This window comes from Komarekiella delphini-convector SJRDD-AB1, assembly GCF_014831675.1.
Lineage (GTDB): Bacteria > Cyanobacteriota > Cyanobacteriia > Cyanobacteriales > Nostocaceae > Komarekiella.
In genome coordinates, this window is record NZ_VJXY01000014.1 from 106,412 (window position 1) to 130,307 (window position 23,896).

The 23,896-nt window shown below is 43.1% G+C and carries 19 protein-coding genes and 1 pseudogene; 12 read left to right on the forward strand and 8 right to left on the reverse strand.

The window, feature by feature from the left end:
- Positions 1–6: 6 nt before the first annotated feature.
- Positions 7–1,464: a protein adenylyltransferase SelO gene (locus tag FNW02_RS14785; RefSeq protein WP_191758294.1), complete on the forward strand. Its 1,458-nt coding sequence runs from the start codon at positions 7–9 to the stop codon at positions 1,462–1,464.
- A gap of 70 nt (positions 1,465–1,534) precedes the next feature.
- Here the strand turns inward: FNW02_RS14785 and FNW02_RS14790 are convergent, their stop codons facing one another.
- Positions 1,535–2,560, reverse strand: coding sequence for an ABC transporter permease (locus FNW02_RS14790; RefSeq protein ID WP_191758295.1), 1,026 nt, complete (start codon positions 2,558–2,560; stop codon positions 1,535–1,537).
- A gap of 209 nt (positions 2,561–2,769) precedes the next feature.
- On the reverse strand, positions 2,770–4,422 hold the full coding sequence (locus tag FNW02_RS14795; RefSeq protein ID WP_191758296.1) for an ABC transporter substrate-binding protein: 1,653 nt from the start codon (positions 4,420–4,422) through the stop codon (positions 2,770–2,772).
- Positions 4,423–5,158: 736 nt separating this feature from the next.
- Here FNW02_RS14795 and FNW02_RS14800 point away from each other — a divergent pair.
- The 6 genes from FNW02_RS14800 (at position 5,159) to FNW02_RS14825 (ending at position 11,114) form a co-directional block, all read left to right on the forward strand.
- Positions 5,159–5,485: a hypothetical protein gene (locus FNW02_RS14800; protein ID WP_191758297.1), complete on the forward strand. Its 327-nt coding sequence runs from the start codon at positions 5,159–5,161 to the stop codon at positions 5,483–5,485.
- 564 nt (positions 5,486–6,049) lie between these two features.
- A complete protein-coding gene (psbB, locus tag FNW02_RS14805) occupies positions 6,050–7,579 on the forward strand; it encodes a photosystem II chlorophyll-binding protein CP47 (protein ID WP_191758298.1) in 1,530 nt (509 codons plus the stop codon).
- Positions 7,580–7,788: 209 nt separating this feature from the next.
- On the forward strand, positions 7,789–7,893 hold the full coding sequence (locus FNW02_RS14810) for a photosystem II reaction center protein T (RefSeq protein WP_071604841.1): 105 nt from the start codon (positions 7,789–7,791) through the stop codon (positions 7,891–7,893).
- A 296-nt stretch (positions 7,894–8,189) separates the two neighbouring features.
- Positions 8,190–9,362, forward strand: coding sequence for a 30S ribosomal protein S1 (locus tag FNW02_RS14815; protein ID WP_191758299.1), 1,173 nt, complete (start codon positions 8,190–8,192; stop codon positions 9,360–9,362).
- 139 nt (positions 9,363–9,501) lie between these two features.
- The gene (locus FNW02_RS14820; protein ID WP_191758300.1) at positions 9,502–10,236 is read left to right on the forward strand and encodes an HAD family hydrolase; all 735 of its coding nucleotides are present in this window, start codon (positions 9,502–9,504) and stop codon (positions 10,234–10,236) included.
- Between the two features lie 170 nt (positions 10,237–10,406).
- Positions 10,407–11,114 (forward strand): Uma2 family endonuclease, encoded by a 708-nt coding sequence (locus tag FNW02_RS14825; RefSeq protein WP_191758344.1) that lies wholly within the window; start codon positions 10,407–10,409, stop codon positions 11,112–11,114.
- Positions 11,115–11,121: 7 nt separating this feature from the next.
- Here the strand turns inward: FNW02_RS14825 and xseB are convergent, their stop codons facing one another.
- Together xseB and xseA are read right to left on the reverse strand one after the other, a co-directional pair.
- Positions 11,122–11,355, reverse strand: coding sequence for an exodeoxyribonuclease VII small subunit (gene xseB / locus FNW02_RS14830; protein WP_191758301.1), 234 nt, complete (start codon positions 11,353–11,355; stop codon positions 11,122–11,124).
- A gap of 48 nt (positions 11,356–11,403) precedes the next feature.
- Positions 11,404–12,636, reverse strand: coding sequence for an exodeoxyribonuclease VII large subunit (xseA, locus tag FNW02_RS14835; RefSeq protein WP_191758302.1), 1,233 nt, complete (start codon positions 12,634–12,636; stop codon positions 11,404–11,406).
- Positions 12,637–13,100: 464 nt separating this feature from the next.
- On the opposite strand from xseA, the gene FNW02_RS14840 reads away from it, so the two are divergent.
- Positions 13,101–14,570, forward strand: a complete 1,470-nt coding sequence (locus tag FNW02_RS14840; protein WP_191758303.1) for a histidine kinase dimerization/phospho-acceptor domain-containing protein — start codon at positions 13,101–13,103, stop codon at positions 14,568–14,570.
- A gap of 62 nt (positions 14,571–14,632) precedes the next feature.
- Here FNW02_RS14840 and pip read toward each other — a convergent pair whose 3' ends face one another.
- Together pip and FNW02_RS14850 are read right to left on the reverse strand one after the other, a co-directional pair.
- Positions 14,633–15,571 (reverse strand): prolyl aminopeptidase, encoded by a 939-nt coding sequence (pip, locus tag FNW02_RS14845; RefSeq protein ID WP_191758345.1) that lies wholly within the window; start codon positions 15,569–15,571, stop codon positions 14,633–14,635.
- Between the two features lie 147 nt (positions 15,572–15,718).
- Entirely contained in the window at positions 15,719–17,197 is a 1,479-nt protein-coding gene (locus FNW02_RS14850) for an amidase (RefSeq protein WP_191758304.1), read from the reverse strand.
- Positions 17,198–17,270: 73 nt separating this feature from the next.
- Here FNW02_RS14850 and FNW02_RS14855 point away from each other — a divergent pair, with 73 nt between their 5' ends.
- Together FNW02_RS14855 and FNW02_RS14860 are read left to right on the forward strand one after the other, a co-directional pair.
- Positions 17,271–17,864, forward strand: a complete 594-nt coding sequence (locus FNW02_RS14855) for a TetR/AcrR family transcriptional regulator (protein ID WP_191758305.1) — start codon at positions 17,271–17,273, stop codon at positions 17,862–17,864.
- A gap of 300 nt (positions 17,865–18,164) precedes the next feature.
- Positions 18,165–18,557: a DUF1499 domain-containing protein gene (locus FNW02_RS14860; protein ID WP_191758306.1), complete on the forward strand. Its 393-nt coding sequence runs from the start codon at positions 18,165–18,167 to the stop codon at positions 18,555–18,557.
- 5 nt (positions 18,558–18,562) lie between these two features.
- On the opposite strand, the gene FNW02_RS14865 is transcribed toward FNW02_RS14860, so the two are convergent.
- Entirely contained in the window at positions 18,563–19,648 is a 1,086-nt protein-coding gene (locus tag FNW02_RS14865) for a glycosyltransferase family 4 protein (protein ID WP_191758307.1), read from the reverse strand.
- An 850-nt stretch (positions 19,649–20,498) separates the two neighbouring features.
- Here FNW02_RS14865 and FNW02_RS14870 point away from each other — a divergent pair.
- Positions 20,499–21,302 carry an ABC transporter permease gene (locus tag FNW02_RS14870; RefSeq protein ID WP_191758308.1) on the forward strand — a complete coding sequence of 268 codons (804 nt, stop codon included), beginning with the start codon at positions 20,499–20,501 and terminating at the stop codon, positions 21,300–21,302.
- A 642-nt stretch (positions 21,303–21,944) separates the two neighbouring features.
- Positions 21,945–23,387: an AAA-like domain-containing protein gene (locus tag FNW02_RS14875; RefSeq protein ID WP_191758309.1), complete on the forward strand. Its 1,443-nt coding sequence runs from the start codon at positions 21,945–21,947 to the stop codon at positions 23,385–23,387.
- 274 nt (positions 23,388–23,661) lie between these two features.
- On the opposite strand, the pseudogene FNW02_RS14880 reads toward FNW02_RS14875, so the two are convergent.
- Positions 23,662–23,781 (reverse strand): annotated as a pseudogene (locus tag FNW02_RS14880) (four helix bundle protein); the annotation flags it as partial.
- Positions 23,782–23,896 lie beyond the last annotated feature (115 nt).

The window sequence follows — 23,896 nt, forward strand, 5'->3', positions numbered from 1 at the left end:
CTCGTAATGACTCTGGCTGAAACTCCAAACTACAAGAATTCTAGCAATCCTTTTCTTACCCTCAACTACGAAAGCGCCTTGGAATCTCTAGGCGATGACTACTACGACGAAGTTGCAGCGGCAGAATTTCCTCAACACATCTTGCGTTGGCGTAACGATGCACTGCTACCTCGTTTAGGGCTAGACCCCGAAGCAGTCACAGACGAAGATTTCATCACAGCCTTTGGTAAATTTCAGGGGCGCAAACCCTTGTTAGCATTACGTTACCACGGCTATCAATTTGGTGAATATAATCGGCAATTGGGTGATGGCAGAGGTTTTCTCTACGGGCAAGTACGCGCCAGTGATGGCGAATTGTACGACTTTGGTACGAAAGGTTCGGGTAGGACGCCCTACTCCCGTGGTGGCGACGGTATGCTCACACTCAAAGGCGGAGTGCGAGAAGTTTTAGCAGCGGAAGCGCTTCACTACTTGGGAGTACGTACCTCTCGCTGTTTGAGCATGATTGAAACAGGTTTATCCCTTTGGCGAGGCGATGAACCTTCACCTACTCGCTCATCTGTGATGGTAAGGATGAGTAGTTCTCATATTCGGTTTGGCACTTTTGAGCGACTGCACTATTTACAGCGTCCAGATTTAACTAAAAAGTTGCTAGACCATGTAATTGAGCAATATTACCCACACTTAAGCGCCCAACAAGATAAATATGTCTTGTTTTACGCCGAATTAGTTGAACGGTTTGCGAAACTAGCAGCACAGTGGATGGCAGCTGGCTTTTGTCATGCAGTCCTAAATACTGACAATATGTCAATTACAGGAGAGAGCTTTGACTATGGGCCTTATGCATTTATTCCTACTTATGACCCGTACTTTACAGCTGCATATTTTGACTACTATAGACGCTACTGCTACAGCCATCAACCAAGTATTTGCAAGTTAAATTTAGAAATGCTCCAAGAACCTTTAAAGGCAATTATTGATAAAGGTGATTTGGAAGCTGGATTAGCAGGCTTTGATGAGCGTTATTATGCTGAATACGGTTTCTTGATGTTGAGAAAGTTGGGTTTTGAGCAGTTGCCACATCCAGAAGCTAATGAGCTTGTAAATCTAACAGTTGAATTTTTGCAAGATAGCCAAGTTGGTTATCACCAATTTTTTTATGAGATGGCTCGCACTTTTTCATCTAAATGGCGTGATGAACCCGGTTTTGTGCTGAATAATTCAGATATTGTGCCAGTACCGGGGGCATCAGCAATTTTTGATAATTGGTGCATACTATACCATAAAATTTTGAATGGTTTTGATTGCGATCGCATTGATGTCATTGCTCAAACTCTGGCTCATCAAAATCCTAAAACAGTGTTACACAGACCTGTAATTGAATCTACTTGGGAAGCGATTGCTCAAGAAGATAATTGGCAACTTTTTTACGAGTTATTAAAGCAAATTCAGTCTAGAAGTTAGTCTTGATTTCATCTTGGGAACTGGGGATTATTCCGAATACGCAATACTAGATACCCAGTACCCATTTTTGCTAATAGCGAATTCGCGGATCTACATAAGCATTTAAGATATCTATCAAAATGCTTGCTGTTACTACGATCGCACCAAAAAATACCAGTACTCCCTGGACTGTGGGATAATCGCGATCGCTAATGGCTTGATATAGTCGATTGGCTAACCCAGGCCAAGAAAATGTCACCTCAGTCAAAATTGCCCCACCCAACAGAGAAGCAAAGGTTAATCCTAAGACTGTAATCACTGGAATTAAGGCATTTTTTAAGGCGTGGGAGACTAAAATCTTATTTTCAGCTATGCCTCTAGCTCTAGCTGCTTCTACATAATCTGCTCGTAAGGTCTGTTTTAAATTAACTCGCACAATTCGCTCAAAAATCCCACTGAGCAAAATTCCTAGGGTAAGACTTGGAAGGGCAAGATGATGCAAAGATGTGAAAAACTGACTCAAGTTACCACTTAAAAGACTATCAATTGTATACAACCCAGTGATAGGAGAAGGAGCCGGAAGATTTGGCGGAAAGCGGTTGGAATTGGGAAACCAACCTAGTTGTACTGAGAAAATCAACTGCAAAAGCATTCCCGCCCAAAACATTGGAAGTGCGTAGGTGATGATACCAAACAATCGCCCGCCCACATCAAAATATGTCCCAGGACGAGAAGCTGAAAGAGTACCAATCAAAATTCCAACGATAAGTGCAACCGCCATACTAAACACGGCTAATTCCACCGTCGCCGGAAAATATTGTCCAATTATGTCCCAGACATACTGTCCTCGACTCATTAAAGAGGTTCCTAAATCAAAGCGCAGGATGTTTCCTAAATAATTCAAGTACTGTAGCCATAGTGGAAGGTCTAAACCCAATTGTTTTCGTAATTCCTCTTTAGCCGCTTCTGGCGCACGTCCACCGAGAATTGCATCTGCTGGATCTCCTGGTGTTGCTCTTAATAAGAGAAAGACAATAGTAATGATTGTCAACAGCTGAAGTGGCGCTAAGAGCAAACGGGAAACGATGTAATATTGTAAAGCTTTAGAGCGGGACATATTTTAGTTATTTGTCATTTGTTATCTGTCATTTGTCATTTGTCATGAATAAAACAAAGCAATACCTTTCGGTTGAGAAGGAAAGGGAAAAAGGGAAAGGCTGAAATTTATCTCTCACCTTTTAACTTTTTCCAAAGCACTAAGAAGATAAGAAATGCTTATCAGGAAAAGTATTGTAAAACAAAGGACAAATGACAAATGACTGTTGACTACTTTTTAATTGTCTTGTAAATCAGATTTTGGGTGGGGTCAAGTTGTGCGTTGCTAATGCCTTTTTGGGCAAATACATAATCTTTGTTTTGCCATAAAGGAACATAAGGAACGTCACTAGCTACCTGCGTTTGAATTTCTGTAAAAATTTTCTTACGTGCTTCAGGATTTTGCTCTTGGCGTTGCTGGTCAATTAACTTATTAACGATTTCGCTATAGTAAAACGAACCTTGAGTTTGACTGCCTCCATCTTCGCATCCTTTAGCAACCGACCCTTTTTGGCAAGATAAAAATGGCTGTACATAATTATCTGGGTCTAAAAAGTCTGGATACCAATCAAGCAAAGCTGCTGGATATAAACCCCTGGTAATATCTTTGAAGAAAGTAGGGGCTTCTGCGGGGGTAACTTCAAATTGTAATATTCCATCCAGCTTTGTATCAGCAAGGGATTTAAGTATCTGTGCTGCCAAACTACGAGTAGGTGAACTAGAAGGATACCAAATTTGTACTCTTGCGGGATTTTCTTTAGAGAAGCCAGCAGTAGTTAATAATTGTTTGGCCCTATCCAAATTAGCATCACCATATTTATCTTTAAATAGTGGCTGGGAAACGTTAAATGTAGTGGGAATCATGCTGTAAAGCGGATCAGCTTGACCATACAAAGCTCGCTGCATAATTAGTGGACGGTCAATCATTGAGGCGATCGCAGCTCGAACTTCTGGTTGATCTAATGGCTTTTGATTTCGGTTCAACACTAAATAACTTACTACACTACCCTGAGCCGTGATCGCTTGCCAATCCCCTTTTTTACCACCTTCCTCTAAGCTGCGAATTTGATCCGGTTGTAGGGATAAATAAGCTACATCCACTGCACCTGTACGGAAAGCATTAAATAAATTAACCGGACTAGTCTGGATTTGGACGTTAATGCCTTTGTTAGCTGGTTTTTCTCCCCAATACTTGTCAAACACATCAAATCGTAGTGAATCAGTGCCATACTGGGCTAACTTGTAAGGCCCAGTTCCGACAAAAATATTTGGCTTAAATTTACCCGCGCCAATTTCATAAGCTTTGGGCGAAACTGCACACACCCCAGAAAACGCCAACAGTGAGGGAAACGCAGCAAAAGGCTTTTTCAACTTAATTGTTAACTCAGACTCGCCTGTGGCTTTCACTGAGTCCACTGTATCAGCGAGTAAGAAGGAAGGTTTACCCTTATTTTCAATAAACCGCTGGATACTAAACTCCATTGCTTTGGCGTTGAAGGGAGTCCCATCATGAAAAACGACTTCCTTACGTAAGGGGATAGTATAAGTTAAACTATCCTGGCTTACTTTTGGTAGTGCTGTAGCCAACTGAGGCTTAATTTCCGTGCTTCCTGGTTCGTAAGTATAGAGGCGATCGCTCATATTAAATACTAAACCCAATGATGCCAACTCATAGGCATCCGCCGGATCGAGGGTTCTCGGCTTCGCTGTTGTACCTACAGTAATCCGACCATCACCTGTAGAGCTACTCACAGAACCAGACGGTGAGGTAGTTGTCTGTGGGCGAGGAGCACAACTTACAACTAACAATAAACACAGACAGAACAAAGATAGGAATTGTCTAATCCGACCCCACTGTCTTACGGACAAGGAAAACCAGGTCATATCATCAAGATTTTTGAAATTAGCGGTCAGCAATTATATTATGTTTTTGTCCATCATGCTAAATTTTTACAATTAATTTCAGCAATGCCTGGGGGTAAGCAGATACGTAGAAATAAATATAACTTGCCCCTTAGTGAGAGAGAAATTTTTCTACTTTGTTTATGAGCCTATGGAGTCAATACTTATAGGATAAGCATTCTTCACCTAGGAGTGTAGTCTGAGCATTAAGGAGAAAGGGAAAGGAGTGAATTTAGACTTTTTCCTTTTAAACGAGAAGTATTGTCTAGAGAGTTTAGATGTCTAAATCAAAGATTTGTCGTGCATATTAAACTTTATAGTCAAGTTTATTACCACTAGCAGAGAGGACTATTTTGTTACAAAAAAACATTGACAAAAATACAGAGTTTTATATTTGTTGGGGAAGTAAACATTTTTATTTATTAAAATCTCAAATATTAATTAAATTTATCGTAAATTCATAATTACTGGAGAGTAGCTTTGTTAAGCTTTGACCGTAACCCAAATAATGTACATTAAATCAGTGAACAGTAAACAGTAAACAGTAAACGGTGAACGGTGGACGGTAAACAGTTATCAGTCACAAGACAGCTTCCCCTAAAGATCGTCGGCTGCATTACTTTACTTACAAATATCGTGTTTATACATCAGTAATTGAAGCGATCGCGATATATATTGTGAACAACAGATTGAAAGTCTAAATAGTGGGACTAAGACCGTGAAATATTTCTTTCTATCTGAGGGATGGACAGTTGCCAGAGTATGGGCGTCTGACGGACTCTGGCAAATTACTGCATGGCGACGCCAACCAGATATTCAGCGAATGAATATTTGCTTAGTAGAACAAAACGAATTGTTATGGCTTTATCGAGTCGAAGAGGCTATCTTAACCGTTGAAGTGAAGCCAACAACACCAGTAATCGCCAGTAAGACCATTGGTCAAGTAGTACTTAAGCGCCTGATGAGTGCCGAACAGGTAATCGAACGCCTAGGTACGGCTGAGGCGAAGTGTCAGTTACAAAATATTCACTCGGTGGTTCAGTGAGAAGGGGGTAGGGGAGACAAGGAAAGCAGGGGAAGCGGGAAGAGAAGTTGCCATAGCGCAGCGTTAGCGAGTCATTGAGTGTCGGAGGGTTTCCCTCCAAGCAAACTCCTCCTGGGGGAGACGCTACGCGAACGGGTAAGCAGAAATACTGACTCTTGACAAATGACCGATGACTCTTGACAAATGACTCCCAACTCCTCTCAATCATCCTCGTAAACATACGCAAATAAGATCTTGAACTGGGACGGGTAGCGAAATATCAGGAACATGCTACGCGATCGCATCAATTTACACGCTTGCAAACAGTTCCATCAATAGTTACACTTTTTAAAACATTCTCATTTTTGCTTGGCGATGGCTACCCTACGGGGTATAACTCCCGAAGCGAGTAAAGCGTTGCCAAACTACCCACACTGTCTAACATTATTAAGACTAAGTTGTGGTGAGACTCTGGTGGCAATAACAAAAAACAAGAGAGAGTTTTATGAGTGACGGCTTTCGTTACTTATAGCCTCAGTAAGAAAATTGCTTTGTAAACTAACTCATCGAGGAGGAGCGTAGTCGATGGGACTACCCTGGTACCGAGTACATACAGTAGTTCTGAACGATCCGGGGCGACTGATTTCTGTACACTTGATGCACACAGCGTTGGTGGCAGGCTGGGCTGGTTCAATGGCACTGTACGAACTGGCCGTTTTTGACCCCAGCGATCCTGTTCTCAACCCAATGTGGCGACAAGGAATGTTCGTGCTGCCCTTCATGGCACGTTTAGGCGTTACCCAATCATGGGGTGGTTGGAACGTTACTGGTGGCCCAGCAACCGACCCAGGTTTCTGGTCATTTGAAGGCGTCGCCGCAGCTCACATTGTTCTTTCAGGTCTATTATTCCTAGCTGCCGTATGGCACTGGGTTTACTGGGATTTGGAACTCTTTAGAGATCCCCGTACTGGTGAACCCGCTCTAGATTTGCCAAAGATGTTTGGCATTCACCTGTTCTTATCTGGTCTACTTTGCTTTGGTTTTGGTGCTTTTCACCTTACCGGACTATTTGGCCCGGGAATGTGGGTTTCTGACCCCTACGGAGTCACTGGCAGCGTCCAAGCAGTAGCGCCAGAATGGGGCCCAGATGGATTTAACCCATACAACCCTGGTGGTGTTGTGGCTCACCACATTGCTGCTGGTGTTGTTGGTATTATTGCAGGCTTATTCCACCTCACAGTACGTCCTCCCGAACGGCTATACAAAGCTCTGCGGATGGGGAACATTGAAACTGTACTTTCTAGTAGTATTGCCGCAGTCTTCTTTGCTGCTTTTGTGGTGGCAGGAACCATGTGGTACGGCAACGCTACCACTCCCATTGAACTGTTTGGCCCTACCCGCTACCAGTGGGATCAGAGCTACTTCCGTCAGGAAATAGAGCGCCGCGTCCAAAACAGCGTTGCCCAAGGTGCAACTCTTTCCCAGGCTTGGTCGCAGATTCCTGAAAAACTGGCTTTCTTTGATTATGTCGGCAATAGTCCTGCCAAAGGTGGTCTATTCCGTACAGGTGCTATGGACAAGGGTGATGGTATTGCCCAGTCTTGGCAAGGACACGCAGTGTTCAAAGATTCGGAAGGACGGGAATTGACCGTGCGTCGTCTCCCCAACTTCTTTGAAACTTTCCCAGTAATCTTGACTGATGCGGATGGAGTTGTCCGCGCTGATATTCCTTTCCGTCGGGCAGAATCCAAGTACAGCTTTGAACAATCTGGTGTCACCGTCAGCTTTTATGGCGGTGATCTCAATGGTCAGACCTTTACTGAGCCTGCTGATGTGAAGAAATATGCCCGTAAGGCTCAAGGCGGTGAAATCTTTGAATTTGACCGGGAAACTTTGAACTCTGACGGTGTATTCCGCACCAGTCCAAGAGGTTGGTTTACCTTCGGACATGCCGTATTTGCTCTGTTATTCTTCTTTGGTCATCTCTGGCATGGCGCTCGAACAATCTACCGAGACGTATTTGCTGGTGTTGATGCGGATCTAGAAGAACAAGTTGAGTGGGGTTTGTTCCAGAAAGTGGGTGATAAGTCAACCCGCCGGAAGGAAGCTCTCTAATTATTGGGGACTGAGGACTGGGGACTGGAGACTGGGGACTGGGGACTGGTGAGTGGAGACTGGGGGACAGATGAAGAAATATCTAATACCCAATCCTTAATAACCAATATCCAATCCCTAATACCCAATACCCAGTACTCAATACCTAATACCTAATCCCCTAGCTTGGTACAATATTATTACTGGCTGGATAGGTAGGAACTTGTAATATGGAAAGCGTTGCGTACATTTTGATTTTGACCTTGGCAATAGGAGTTCTCTTTTTTGCGATCGCATTTCGCGAACCCCCCCGCTTTGAAAAGAAAGATAAATAAGTCTCTATTGCCGAATTTTTAAGCGAATCTATAAGTATCCGCTGCTACAACATTTAGTAGCAGCGGATACTTTTGTTTTTGTTATTTTGTTTAGTTCCAACTACTAACCACTAACCAATGAGCAATCATTTGATATGTGATATAATTTTCTATCTGGGAGTTATTATGTGTTAATACTAGCCTTTGTGCGCTAGGATGGAAAAAGATGTGAGTGTAGACTACCATAAAGACGCTTGCACAGTACATAGCGCTTGTTACATAACCTTTACGGAGACTAGAACCGGGAACAAATCAGCATGGTCAATCAGAATTTAACCGCTACAGAAATTGGATTTACTCACGAAGATTTCGCTGCTCTACTTGACAAATACGACTATCATTTTAGCCCTGGTGATATAGTGCCAGGAACAGTTTTCAGTATAGAGCCGCGCGGCGCTCTGATTGACATTGGTGCTAAAACAGCAGCATATATACCCATACAGGAAATGTCTATTAACCGGGTAGACAGCCCGGAAGAAGTCTTACAGTCGAACGAAACACGAGAATTTTTCATTCTCACCGATGAAAACGAAGATGGTCAATTAACCCTTTCCATTCGCCGTATAGAATACATGCGGGCTTGGGAACGCGTGCGGCAGTTGCAAGCAGAAGATGCGACTGTCCGTTCTGGTGTGTTTGCTACCAATCGCGGGGGAGCATTGGTCAGAATTGAGGGTTTACGTGGCTTTATCCCCGGTTCTCACATCAGCACTCGCAAACCTAAAGAAGAATTGGTAGGTGAAGAACTACCATTAAAATTCTTAGAAGTAGATGAAGAACGTAACCGCCTAGTTCTATCTCATCGTCGGGCGCTAGTTGAGCGGAAGATGAACCGCTTGGAAGTCGGCGAAGTAGTAATTGGTACGGTTCGTGGCATCAAACCATACGGTGCGTTTATCGATATTGGCGGTGTCAGTGGTCTACTGCACATCTCTGAGATTTCTCACGAACATATTGATACACCTCACAGCGTATTCAATGTTAATGATGAAGTGAAAGTGATGATCATTGACTTGGATGCAGAAAGAGGGCGAATTTCTCTTTCTACCAAGCAGTTAGAACCAGAACCCGGTGACATGATTAAAAACCGCGATTTGGTTTATGATAAAGCCGAAGAAATGGCTGCTAAGTATCGAGAACAGCTACTAGCTAAACAGCAAGGTATTACAGCTACAACTGCTGCGGCTGCGGAAGCTGATGCTATAGCTGAAGAAGATATTCCATCTGCAATGGAAGAAATTGAAGAAGATATTCCAGCTGCAACCGAAACTGAAGAAAATATTTCAACTGAAGAAAATATTTCAGCAGTAGCTAGTGAAGAAATTCCAGCCGCAACCGAAACTGAAGAAAATATTTCAGCAGTAGCTAGTGAAGAAGTTCCAGCCGCAACCGAAACTGAAGAAGAAATTCCGGTAGCTATTGAAGAGTAATACATTTATAGTTTTACTTGTCTGTAATTAAAAGTATCAAAGCATAGTAAAAAGAGGGATTTACCCTCTTTTTTTATGATATAAAATTGCTAAAAGTTAAGAATAAAACCTTATAAATTAATCAGCGAGGTAGAATTTTTTGCTAACTATTAAATGTGGAAAGATCACGTTTCCAAATATCCAAGCAATTTTGTTTGACAAAAACGGTACTCTAGAAGATTCAGAAACGTATTTGCGATCGCTTGCACAAAAAGCAGCACGGTTAATAGATGCTCAAATTCCTGGAATCGGCGAACCTTTATTAATGGCATTCGGTATTAATGGTAATAATCTAGATCCAGCGGGTTTAATCTCGGTAGCAAGTCGTCGTGAAACAGAAGTTGCAGCTGCGGCATATATTGCTGAAACTGGTAGGGGATGGTTTGAGTCCTTAACAATAGCTCGTCAAGCTTTGGATGAAGCTGAAAAATACATTGGAAGAACTCCTTCACCTCTGTTTGTAGGTAGCTTGGAGGTGTTGAAATATCTACGAGAGAGAGGATTGAAACTTGGTATCCTCTCAGCAGCGACAACTCAGGAAGTGCGTAAGTTTGTTGCAGATCACCAGTTAAGCGATTACATCCAGCTGGAAATGGGAGTAGATGAGGGGCCGAGTAAACCAGATCCCATACTATTTTTACAAGCTTGTCAAGCTTTAGGAGTTGAGCCGGGCGCTACGCTGATGGTAGGAGACTCTGTTGGGGACATGCAAATGGCGCGTAATGCCAAAGCCGCAGGTTGTATTGGTATCACTTGGGTGGGTAAGTCAGAGAATGTCCAAGGTGCAGATGTGGTAATTAATCAACTTGAAGAAATCCAAATTTTAGCAGCTTAATTTAGTTTTAGCGATCGCCTCGACCCCAAAATGGATATTATTTTCGCTATGTCGTTAAAACTGATGATGCAAATAGAAACATCGCCGTATCTTGTCTATTGCCGAATACCCTCATTGAACATCAATGCACTGCGGTAAAATTAACTTACTCATCTCTACCAGCTGCGATCGTGGTTAACACGTCTCCACAACATCCGACTCCAATCAATTCCCCTGTTTACATTCCGCCTCTTGAGAGTGGCGATCGTCTCACACGCTTTGAATTTGAGCGCCGCTACACCGCTATGCCTAATCTCAAGAAAGCCGAATTAATTGAAGGAGTCGTTTACGTGGCATCTCCCTTGCGCTTTGAACCCCACGCCGAACCGCATGGTGATTTGATGATTTGGCTGGGAAATTATAAAGTAGCTACGCCCGGTGTTAGGCTAGGTGATAATCCAACTGTACGGCTAGATTTAGATAATGAACCCCAACCAGATGCCATTTTGTTAATCGATGCAGCCTGTGGTGGTTCATCTAATTTAGGTACTGATGGTTATGTAGAAGGTGCGCCAGAACTAGTAGCAGAAGTTGCTGCCAGTAGTGCAACCAAAGATTTATATGATAAAAAACGTGCCTATCGTCGCAATGGCATCCAAGAGTATATTGTTTGGCAAGTTTTTGAAAGCACTGTGAGTTGGTTCAGCTTGCAGGATGGTGAATATGTAGCACTAGTACCAAATGCATCAGGCATCATTCAAAGTCAAGTTTTACCAGGATTGTGGCTTGATGTCTCAGCATTAGTTGCGGGAAATATGCAACAGGTATTGGCAGTGTTGCAGAAAGGATTAAGTTCAGTTGAGCATGAAGCGTTTGTTCAACAGTTAAAAAGTAACTAGAATATCTCTACTCATCGTTCAACGTTTCCATCAACAAATTTACCTGCTGCTGTCGTTGCTGTAAAAAAGTTTCACACTGACGTAAATACTCAACGGCGCTAGCAAATTGGTCAAACACCTCTGCTAGTTCCAACTCACCTGCTTCAATGCGAGCAATGATTGCTTCTATTTCCACAACCTTAGCTTCATAACTCCAACCCTCCATTGAATCAGAACTTGAAGCACTCTTACGTTTAACCATTCAACTCTTGGCATCCTTCTCTACGAGACGCTGCGCGATGACGGTGCATTAATGATTAACTTCCGTAACTTTCACTTTAACCTCACCTTGTGCCAATTGAATCAACAAATCTTGCCCTACAGCCAATTCAGCAGCAGAACGAGCGATCGCCCCATCTTCCTGTCTCACCACCGCATAACCACGCTGTAACACTGCTTTCGGGTCAAGACTTGCCAACTTTTGCCGTAACATTTCTAAATGTTGCGTTGCTTGCTGCGATCGCCCCATTGTTACTTGCACTAATTGCTGACGCTTCCAAGCTAGCTGCTGCGTCTCTTGTTGCACTTGTCGATCTAAGCGCAAACGTCGCAAACGGTTTCGTAACACTTGCAGTTGATTAAGATCAGTTTCCTCAGAGAAAAGCATCGCCTGATGCAAAGCCGCAACTCTCTGCCGATGCTCAGCATACAACTCTGAGAGTGCCGGTACAACTTTTTGTGCCGCCGCAGTTGGTGTATGCACACACGCATCTGCAACTAAATCTACCAAAGACTCATCTCTTTGATGACCAATACCAGTAATTACGGGAATCGCACAATTAGCAACAGATCGCACCACCCGCTCATCATTAAAGCAAGCCAATTCTTCAACCGCGCCACCTCCTCGCGATAAAATTAGCACCTCGGCGCGTCCATCTCGTTCCACCCGCTCAATTGCTTTAACTATAGATTCTGGTGCTTGATCACCTTGGACTGTGGCGGGAGAAAATAAAACGTGTAAACCCGGATACCTTTGCTTAAGTGTTTTTTGAATATCTCCCCAAGCCGCAGCAGTCGGTGAAGTGACGACGGCGATCGTTTGGGGATGAGGGGGGAGCGATCGCTTTCTTTGAGCGTCAAACAACCCCTCAGCCAGCAAGCGATTTTTCAGTTGTTGATAACGCAATGCCTGCAAACCAACACCAGCGGGTAAAGCCTGCCAAACTGATAACTGATACTCTCCTCTTTGCGGATATACTCGGATACTACCCAAGATAATTAACTGCTCACCAGGAATCGGCATTTGCGCGAGTTTTGCTACTTGGCTATTCCATGCCACACATTTAATTCCTGCTGTTCCATCAGTATCTTGCAGCGTAAAAAATAACCCACTGCGATGGTGGTTAGCACTGGAAACTTCGCCAGTAACCCAAACTTGCCGTAGCTGCTCATCTTGCTCTAACAGCAAGCGGATATAGTCAGTTAATCCGGCTACTGAAAGCGCTGTATCGAGAATGAGAGATTGGGGAACGTCGAAAGTCATCAAAGATGCCTGAAAGCATTAGTGCTGGAGCGATTTTAGCATTTTTCATCAAAAACTAAACCCAAACGGCTGGGTTCCAGCAACGCCTACAAACAGAGGAGCTTTGCCACCGCTTTCAATGAAAATGGGACTGAGGATTGGGAAGATAAGTCTGTGGATTCATACCCCAACCCAATCTTAATTATATTTTCTTTCCTAGTCCCCAGTCCCCATCGCCCCTTATCCCCAGAGGGGGCCCCGAGTTCCCCAGTCCCCAGTCCCGGAGCGTCCATTACAGTAAGTTGGGGAATCCTGGGCGCGACCCGATGAACTTTGGACTAATGATTAATAACAGGGGAAATTGCGCCCGAATTGTTCGGTTCTACGACTGTTACGAGTACACAAATGAATATAACCTCGTAATTAGTAGTGAAATGCCTACCCTATATGCTGTTAGTTGCTGTTGAGTTAAGGGGTGAAAATCTGTGTACGAATGGATCTTGCCGAGTCTGAGTGAAGTTTTAGCCGAAAGTCAATCAAGTGTGGTTGAATGTTCACCTGCTAAAGCAGAGCGGCAATGGCGTGTCAGCTTAGCAGCGACAGAACATCTGCTATTAAATACTTTAGCAACTGTTTCACCTGACGCTACCCAAGGATTAGTTTTAACTGCACCAGCACCTCTGTTTAGTCAGCCAAAATTGACGCAAAGCTTGCAGACAGTAACTTTTACAGCAAAACCATTTAACCCATTGGCATTAATGCCATTTCAAATGCCAGTTGCGATTGCAACTGTAGATGAAATTACTCCTCAAGAATCAGTGCTCGGTTTATTACCTGCCGATCCACTGGCGTCTGAGCAATTTTGCCTGGTTTTCACAGAAAAATTTAGATTAGTGCTGGTTTTAGCAGAACACAAAAACGGCAAAAAAACGTTTTCATTTTCCTTTGAGCCAGAAGTAGTACAGCAGGCGTGGCGATCGCTAGGAGCACGGGTAATGCTGACTAATCCAGAATTTTTCGTCGATTTGGATGCATTAGTACAAAAGTATTCCCCAGTTGCACCAGATTACCGTACTGTAATCCAGTTTAGCCAATTACTACTTCAACAATTACCAGAACCAGAAACCGACACCGGAAATCTCCCCCTCTCCTCCCCTCCCCCTCTCCCCCCCTCCTCTTCCCGTCCCGATGTCGAATTACTCCAAGCCTTTGCTCACGAAGTCCGTACACCCTTGACAACGATTCGCACCATGACTCGCTTACTGCTGAAGCGGCGGGACTTACCTGCAAACGTGCTCAGTCGCCTAGAGATAATTGATCATGAGTGTACTGAGCAAATTGACCGGATGGAGTTGCTGTTTAAAGCCGCAGAACTAGAAACTTCTGCCTCAACAAAATCTTCAAGAACTCAACTCACACCGATGTCTTTGGATCAAGTTTTGCAGCAGAGCATTCCCCGTTGGCAACAAGCAGCGCATCGGCGAAACTTGACTTTGGATGTTGTTTTACCTCAGCAATTACCAACGGTGGTGAGCAATCCCACTATGCTAGATCAGGTACTCACTGGTTTAATGGAGAATTTTACCCGCAGCTTACCATCTGGTAGCCATATTCAAGTTCAGGTTATTCCAGCTGGGGATCAACTAAAGTTACAACTATCGCCTCTTCAATGCAAAGACACAAGTAAACCAGCTACACCTGCACCGCCGCCAATTCGTAAAGCTCTTGGTCAACTGCTGATGTTCCAGCCGGAAACAGGTACGATTAGTTTAAATATTGCTGCCACTAAGCATCTGTTTCAGGCGATCGGTGGAAAACTGATTGTACGTCAGCGTCCACATTATGGCGAAGTGTTGACTATTTTCCTACCTTTAGAAGTTAGCAGTCAGCAGAAGTCAGGAGATGGGAGACAGGAGACGGGAGACAGAAGACGGGAGACAGGAGTTATGAATTAGCGGGAGATGGAGTTAGCGGTTAGGAAATGGGAGACAGGAGACGGGAGATAGGAGTTAAGAATTTAGAATTTATCAGTTGCTTCAATTAAAGCGCTGGTAATTCCTGGTTCACTCATCGAATGTCCGGCATCAGGAACTACAATAAATTCTGCCTCCGGCCAAGCGCGATGTAACTCCCAAGCGGATATCATTGGACAAACTATATCGTAACGTCCTTGAACAATTACAGCAGGAATATGGCGAATGCAGTCAATATTTGAAAGTAATTGATTTTCTGTTTCAAAAAATCCTTTATTAACAAAGTAATGGCACTCAATACGAGCGAAAGCTGAAGCAAATTCACTCTCACCAAACTTTTGCATCAGATCTGGATCTAAGAAAAGTCTACTTGTACTCGCTTCCCAAATTGACCAAGCACGCGCTGCTGCCAATTGAATTTCTAAATCAGGACTGGTTAAGCGTTTATAGTATGCAGTAATCAAATCATCCCGTTCAGAAATGGGAATTGGTTTTAAATATTCTTCCCAAGCTTCAGGAAAAATATAGCTAGCACCTTCTTGGTAGAACCATCGCAATTCTTTTTGTCTCAACATAAAGATGCCACGCAGAATTAATCCCGCGCATCGAGAGGCATGAGTTTGACTATAGGCTAATGATAAAGTGCTGCCCCAACTACCACCGAAGACTACCCACTTTTCTATACATAAATGTTCGCGCAGTTTTTCAATATCATTTACTAAATTCCAAGTGGTATTTTCTTGTAATTCAGCATGGGGTGTACTTTGACCACAACCGCGTTGGTCAAACATGACCAACCGCCATTTTTCTGGGTGAAAATATTGTCGATAAAAGGGTGGACATCCACCACCAGGGCCACCATGCAGTAAAACGATTGGCTGGCCTAACGGGTTGCCAGACTCTTCAAAATGGATAGTATGAAGGTCGGAAACCTGTAAACTACCTTCTAAATAAGGTTTGATCGCTGGATAAAGTTCTCGCATTCTGAAAATTTTACCAGTAATCAAGCAAGTGCGATCGCCACAGCTTCTTGGTGGCAATTGTGTGTTGCTTTGTTCTCTCGCATTGAGATTTGTCAAAGCAAATAGGAATAGTAGACTCATAGCGAATTGACAGGCGACATAAACTGCTCAATAGCCAGGTGGGTATTGAAAGTTACCAACCACTTTGTTGATCTCTTGAGCAATCGCGAACAATTCCATCTCGCGCCACCGCTTACCAACAATTTGCATTCCCATCGGTAGACCATTCTGAGTCTGCCCAATCGGAATCACCACGGCAGGATGTCCACTCAGATTAAAGGGCATGGTGTAAGCCCCGTTTGCCACTGCATGGGGATAGCGTCTGCCATCAATGTCAACAGCACTCCAAGCAGGACGATGGGTAAAAGCAGGGGTTGCAGCAACTGGCCAGAGCCACACATCCCAAGGTTCTAATGCCTCATCTATGTAGGCAGTGAAGCGATCGCGCTCTGTAAGTGCCTCGAAATATCCTTTAAGGCTTGGATTTAATAGCTCAGGTAAGAAACTGGTAAAATTTCCCATTTTTCGGAGTTTCTTGTCGCCTTGGGTTGCAGTACGGAAAAGCAGCTCCAAGCTGCGGCGCATATTATATCGATCCTGCGGTTCAGCATAGACGTTGAGGTATGCTGCCATCCGCCCATAGAGGTTAAATATTTTGGAAAAATCAAAGTCTTTAGTTAACCAACGCTCGATTTGAGCACCTGCTTGAGAAAGGCTTTGCGCGATCGCAGCCATTGCAACTCGAATTTCGGACGCAACCGGAACCTCCGCCCATTCATCAATCCAAGCAATTTTGAGAGCTTGCAAAGACTTACCAGAGGGTGTATCGAAGTCAATTGGCGGCACATCAGGACGGCGAATATCAGCACCTGCAATTAACGAAAAGCAGAGTTGGATGTCTTCGAGCGATCGCGCAAAACAGCCTACTGTCATCATTTGCCGAATACATACTGGCATCCCAGGCACTTCCGGAATTTGTCCAGCTGTAGAAATGCGGCGATCTGTAGGCTTTAAACCATACACTCCACAAAAGTGAGCAGGCTGACGCACTGAACCCCCGAAGTCGTTGCCTAAATCCAACGGTGAAAGCCCTGCGGCGACGGCTGCGGCACTGCCTCCAGAACTACCGCCAGGTGTGTAGTCGAGATTCCAAGGATTATTCACCCGTGGAAAAAGGGAATTCGTACTCTGATAATCGCCTGCCAGTTCTGCCATGTTTGTTTTTCCCAGAATGACAGCTCCTGCCGCCCGTAGCCTAGCAACGACGGTTGCATCTTGTTGAGGAATATACTCTTTGAGAGGAATGTAGCCTGCTGTAGTGCGTAGTCCCGCTGTTTCAAAAATGTCTTTAATCGTGATGGGGACGCCATGCAAAGCACCCCAGTTTTCTCCTCTGGCTAAAGCTTCATCAGCAAGCTTTGCTCTGGTACGGGCATTGTCTTCATCCAGTATGCAAATGGCATTCAGCTTCGAGTTGTATTTGGCGATTTGAGTTAGATAAGCGTCGGTAACTTCAACGGCAGAGACTTCGCGATCGCGAATCATCCGCGCCAGCTGATAGGCAGAGGCAAATGTCAGACTACTCATAGGCGACAAACGGGTAGTTTTTGATAAAGTTAATTATATTCACTTTTAGTTAATACAATTAACTAAATTTCTAATGGGTCGGCCAGTTAAAGAAAAGTCATTGACGCAGCAAGATGTGATTGCAGCTGCAATCGCTTGCCTCGACAAAGAGGGGGAAGTTGCTTTGGGCGTGAATCGGGTTGCACGAGAATTAGGCATCAAGCCTCCAGCAATCTACAAGCATTTGGATGGCAATACAGCCCTACGACGGGCAGTTGCACTCACCATCTGGCAGCAATATATTGAATGGTGTCAGCAGCGAACTGATGGTTTAGACGAGCCTCAAGCGTTGCTGCGGGCAGGTGGACGCGCAACACGAGACTTTGCCCGATCGCATCCAGAACGCTATCGAGCCATGACCCAATTTCAACTCAACTTCAACGACCCAGAAACAGCACCGCTGATTCAAGAAGTCTTCAGCTTCCTTAAGCGTGTGCTGCAATCCTACAATCTCAGTGAAACAAAATTAATTGATGCAATGCGAATAGTTAACGCAGCAATTACTGGATTTATCGCGATCGAACAAGCTGGATTAATGACGCTAGAAAGATCCACTGATGCCAGCTATGAGGTGATGCTCGATGCCTTAGCAGTTGCAATCCAACATATTGAACAAGTTGAGCCGTGATACTTAAAGCGTTTCTTACGTCTATCAGGAAGGATTACAATGGCGAGTGCATAGCCGATAAACGTAAAGTAACTTAAGTTTTCTTTGCTCTGGTAGTGGGCATAACTGCTTTGTAGATGGAGTTAAAGTAATTCGTAATTGAATGAGTTGGAGCCTAAATTCCCAGCTAATCCAAGAACACCAATTTGACAATTTAGTGGAGGACTTAAACTCGAAAGTTACAAATTACGAATTAGTAATTAATAAGTATTTAAATATGTGACAGTGTATTTGTTAAATTCTTACTTAAAAGATACAATTATGGTTTTTGCAGGCAAACGACCAAATAATTTAGGTGTTAGCAATGGTAAATTAGCACCCTGTCCCAACTCCCCTAACTGTGTTTCTAGTCAGAGTTCAGACGCAACCCATCAAATTGCACCGTTGATCACATCTAACCCAGAGGGAGCGATCGCCACCCTTAAAGGTATCATTCAATCCTTACCCAGAACTAAGATAATTACTGAAAGTCAGGATTATTTGTATGCAGAATTCAAGAGTGCTTTGATGGGATTTGTAGATGATGTCGAGTTCTATCTAGACCGGAAAGCTAATGTGATTCACGTTCGCTCAGCCTCACGGTTAGGTCAGAGTGATTTGGGTGTCAATCGTCAACGCATAGAGACGATTAGAGCGAACTTGAAAAAAGTTTAGACCGACTAGGTAGGACTATTAGCTAAACCAACCAAGCTGCGAAAATGCCCATTTTTAGCAAATTTCTCTGCTAGGATTTGTTGATAAACTGCTTCATAGCCATCAGTCATATGCTGAATACTAAAGCGGTTTTCAACATACTTGCGACAAGTATAGCGATCTAATTCTGTTACTTGATCAATAGCACTGATGCACTCTTGAATGTTATTGCACAGAAAGCCTGTCTGACCGTGAGAAATTACCTCTTCTGTAGAACCCAGTTTCATAGCAATGACTGGAGTACCCGAAGCCATTGATTCAACCATCACTAACCCAAACGGTTCTCGCCAAGTAATAGGGAATAAAGTTGCTACTGCACCTCCCATGAGGGCATTTTTTTGCTCATGGTTAGCTTCACCCAGATATTCAATTTGTTGACCGTCAATCTGTGGTTTGATTTCCTTCTCAAAGTATTCCACATCAACAGCATCAACTTTACCAGCCATTTTTAAATGCCAACCAGCTTTTTTGGCAATTTCTATAGCTAAGTGCGTTCCCTTCTCTGGTGATATCCGACCCAAAAACGCTAGATAGGGAGGATCTTCTGATTGAGCGTAAAACTTATAACTGCTGACATCAATCCCGTTGTAGACTGTCGTTAAATAGTTCAGCCCTAACCTTGGTTCCCGCTGTGCATTGGAAATACTAACGAAAGGTTGGTTTTTACCATAACTAAATATTTTTTCGTTATCAGGGGTAAAAATGCCATGCAATGTATGAACTGTAGGAGTTGTAACGAGCTTCGCACAGGCTAGTGGGCCATGCCCCGTATGGGAATGAATAATGTCAAATTCTTCCGCCCGTTCATACACTGAAGCTAGTTGCAGCATCTCATAGATACTGTAATCTTTGATAGTGGAATCGAGTCTTAAGGCACGGGGATGAACTGACAAGATTTTCGCCAGACTGATAGAATCTCCTGATGCAAATAGGGTGACTTCGTGTCCTCGTCTAACTAATTCATCAGTCAGTAACCCTACCACTAACTCTATGCCACCATAGGCGGGAGGTGGTACTCTTTCCCATAATGGGGCAATTTGAGCAATTCTCATCACAAATCTCCTAAAGAGTAAGAATTGAATTAGAAGTGTTTCTTTGTTGTTTAATTGGTGCTTACAATCTATTAACTCTGGACTAAATACTTAACTTAAAACACCAATCTTATAAGAATCTTCCTCGTATCTTATACCGTTACTTTTGAATATTTCGTCTATCTAAGTAGGGAAATCACCCTCTCCGAAGAGGTAAAATATGTTTTTTCTCTATTAAAAGTTGCTACTTTGATGGTATTTTTTATGGCAGATATTTTATGTAAAAATAATTTCTTCCAATGGCTAGAATGTAGGCTAGTAACTATGATTTAGCAAAATAGCTGTGCTATCAGACATTAATTATCCAATTTTAAAATGCCAATGAAATGTCAATATATGTAGACACATGAAGGGCGGTTTCCCGTACATTTAAGGAAAATCTATGGATGTCAAAAGGTTCTATTATTGTAGGCTTTTCTGATTGATAAATAGCCAATTATCCGGGAAAAAGCTGAAATTCTCTTGATATTTTATCTTTTGCGTTCTCCCTAAGTTTTTAACGGCAACTATCAAACTTTTTTAAGCTCATCCCACCCCTAAAAGGGGATGGGATAACACGAAAGACTGTTGACTGTTAACCGTCAACCGTCAACGGCGTCGGTGCGTCTTTCATCCCATCTCTAGAAGAAATGGGTTTTCCCGACGCCTTTTGATAAGGAAATTCAAACGTAATTAGAAAATTATCAGAGTCAACTTCTTTCTAGCTCTCACCACAATTCCCCAGTAGTTAACTACGAGGAGAAGAAGTCAGGGTATTGACTTATGAGATTAAGTATGATATTTTTGACTACCGTAATAAACACATATAAACATGAATATCTCTTCATCACTAAAAAAACCGCGTGTTGCATGGCAAGCGGTTTTCTCTCTGCTGATGTTTGTGTTCATGTATTTGCCTATATTAGTGCTGGCCTTTTATAGCTTTAACCAGTCACCCTACAGTGCAAATTGGCAAGGATTCACCCTAGAGTGGTATGGCAAGTTGTTTAGTGACGATCGCATCTTATCAGCTTTGAAAAACAGTTTGATAGTTGCTGGTTGTGCAGTGGGAATTTCAGTCGTACTGGGAACTTCAATGGCTGTAGGGTTGGCACGCTACCAATTTCCTTTTAAAAAATTGTATCGCGGTACTGCTTACCTACCGTTGATTATTCCCGATATTGCGATCGCAGTGGCGACTCTCGTTGTTTTAGCCGCATTTGCCATTCCTTTGAGTATATGGACAGTAGTGGCGGCTCATGTAGTGTTTTGTCTGGCCTACGTCGGACTTGTGGTTTCTTCACGACTTACCAATTTAGATCCCCACTTAGAAGAAGCAGCACTTGATTTAGGAGCAACACCAACGCAAGCCTTCATCAAAGTATTGCTACCGCAATTAATGCCCGGTATTGTAGCTGGCTGTCTGTTAGCCTTTGTCCTCAGTTTAGATGACTTTTTGATCGCCAGTTTTACTGCTGGTAGCGGTTCTAGCACTTTGCCAATGGAAATCTTTAGTCGGATCAGAACAGGAGTCAAGCCTGATATTAACGCTCTTAGCGTCATGCTGATTTTAGTATCTGCGATCGCTGCTTTTGTAGCCGAATTGATTCGCGCTTCTGGAGAGAGTCAAAGGTAATTTATAGTTGTTTGCGTAGTCAGGTGAGTTTTTACTCATTATTTATTATCATAAGCTTGGTTTGTATCCTCCGTAGGCAGCTTACTGTGTACGGTAGCTTTAGCAAAGGCAGGGTACTTGAGATTAAGTGTATGCTTTAGTATTCTAATTAACAGATAATTACTACAATACCAAGTTGTCATTAATTGTCATTCTAAATCTAGAGTAACCTGCGGAACGCTGCGCTTAGCTCGCTTTCCGCAGGAAAGAATCTCACCAGATACTTCCTTGTAAGCGTACAATACACTGCGTTTTGTACCCTGCGGGAACCAAGGCAAACAGTATGACAATATACTATCTTTGACAACTTGGTATAAGTGCTTAGTTAAATAATGTTAAACAATAGTCTACTAATATACTAACTAGGTTTGTTAGATGATTTATTTAGTAGGTATAAATAAATAAAACTCAGTATTTGGCGTTTAAGTGCTAAATTGCTAACAATATGTCACAAAGTATCTTTTGTTTAATTATGCCCACTTACTTTAAAACCAAGCAACAGCTTACAAGCAGTTAAATAACAGTTGAATAACTGATTCAAAATATGGAAAAATTAGAAAGCAGTTAAAAAAGTTAATAAATAGCAGAGTAACAACTAGCGAAATGAAACCACCTAAAAGCACGCGAAGGCGGGGATTTGTGCTGACTCCTGTTGGGCTGAAGCGCTTACAAGCGGCGATTTTAGCTATGGAGATAGCAGAGAACAACGGCGAGCATTTTACTCTAGAACAGCTCGGTGATCGCATGAATGTTTCTACCAAAACACTCAGTCGATTGTGGTCATTGAATCGGAGTGTGGATCAAAAAACACTGAGACTGTGCTATGAGACCTTTAACTTGGAATTGCGTAGAGAAGACTACGCAATCATGAATGAATCAAACAAGACTGAAATATCTAAAGATTTCTCACCGAGTATAGACACAAGAGACAGCGATCCGGTTCAGTATTTACCCGTAAAATCATTTATTAACGAACACCATGACCAACATGAACACCTTTGGTCATACCCAGATGGCCCTGTATCTTTAGATTCTCCATTCTATGTTGAACGCCCCGCGATTGAGGAACTAGTCTATCGGGAAGTGATTCAACCAGGCTGTGTGATTCGGATTCGAGCTCCAAGAGGAATGGGTAAAAGTTCTCTTGTGTTGCGGCTGTTAGCCTTTGCAGAAACGCAAGGATATCGCACGGTAAATTTAAATTGCAGCCAAATCGATGCAAACTGTCTAACTGACTTAAATAGGCTGTTGCGTTGTCTTTGCTGGCGAATTGCGATGGAATTAGGCATTGATCCCAACTTAAATGATCGATGGGATGAAGAAATTGGCTGTAAGTTGAGTTGTAGCCTTTACTTCCAGAGCTATTTGCTCAAGCAAAGTCAAAGCCCAGTGGTTCTAGTTTTAAATGAAGTTGACCGCTTTTTTGAACACCCTCACATTGCTCACGAATTCTTTGCTTTGTTGCGCTCGTGGTATGAAGAAGCACGGCATAATTCCAACTGGCAAAAGCTGAGACTAGTGGTGGTTTACTCCACAGAAGTATATGTATCGTTGGATATTAACCGCTCTCCATTTAATGTCGGACTACCAATCCGCCTCCCAGAATTGACTCAGCAACAGGTAGAAGACTTAGCAAGTCGGCACGGATTAGACTGGACTTCTGGGAGCGAGGCGACTCAGCTGATGTCACTCGTGGGGGGACATCCAGCATTGATTCAGATTGCTCTGTATCATCTGTGCTGTCAAGGCATGACCTTAGAACACCTGATAAACGAAGCGATCGCCAACGGCGGCATCTTCCGCTATCATTTATGGCGACACTGGGTACTCCTGCAAACAAAACCCAATCTGGCAAAGATATATGCTGGACTTGTAGAGGCAAGGCAAAGTATTTATCTTGATCCAATTGATGCTTACAAACTCGACGGCATAGGATTGATCAGCTTTGAAGGCGATCGCATTAAACCGCGTTGCGAACTTTATCGCGCTTACTTTGAAAAACAGCTGTCTACAGTTTTTAATGATAGGGATTGTCAAGCTGTCTAATTACCCAAATAATTAGCTGATAAGTAGGTAAGTATAATTAACATAAAAAATCTTAGTTCGTAGTGAGCGATGAATCGCTCACTACAAGGATTACCAGGACTAAAGTCCTTACCCTCCGGGTTCGTTAGTCGCTCATGGGGGAAACCCCCTTCTCTACGAGACACTACGTGAACGCGTAGCGTCTCGTAGAGAAGACCGCGCTAACTCACTACAAACTTTAATTTATTTACGCCTAGCTACTTATCATCTTTGCCGTTAAAGAATCATCCAGCAAGCGTCTAATCTGACTAGTTAATCCGTAAAGTTCACACTTGGGGAATTTTTCGGTAAGTCGATAGCAGTTAATGGCAACTTTGACTTGACGCTGCCAGATAAATTGCTCTCTGTAGCTCATGGTTTAGTTTAGAAGTTTGAAGTAAGAAGTTGGAAAAAGCTACTTAAGCTCATGCCACCCCTAAAAGGTGATGGGATAACACGAAAGACTGTTAACTGTTAACCGTCAACTGTCA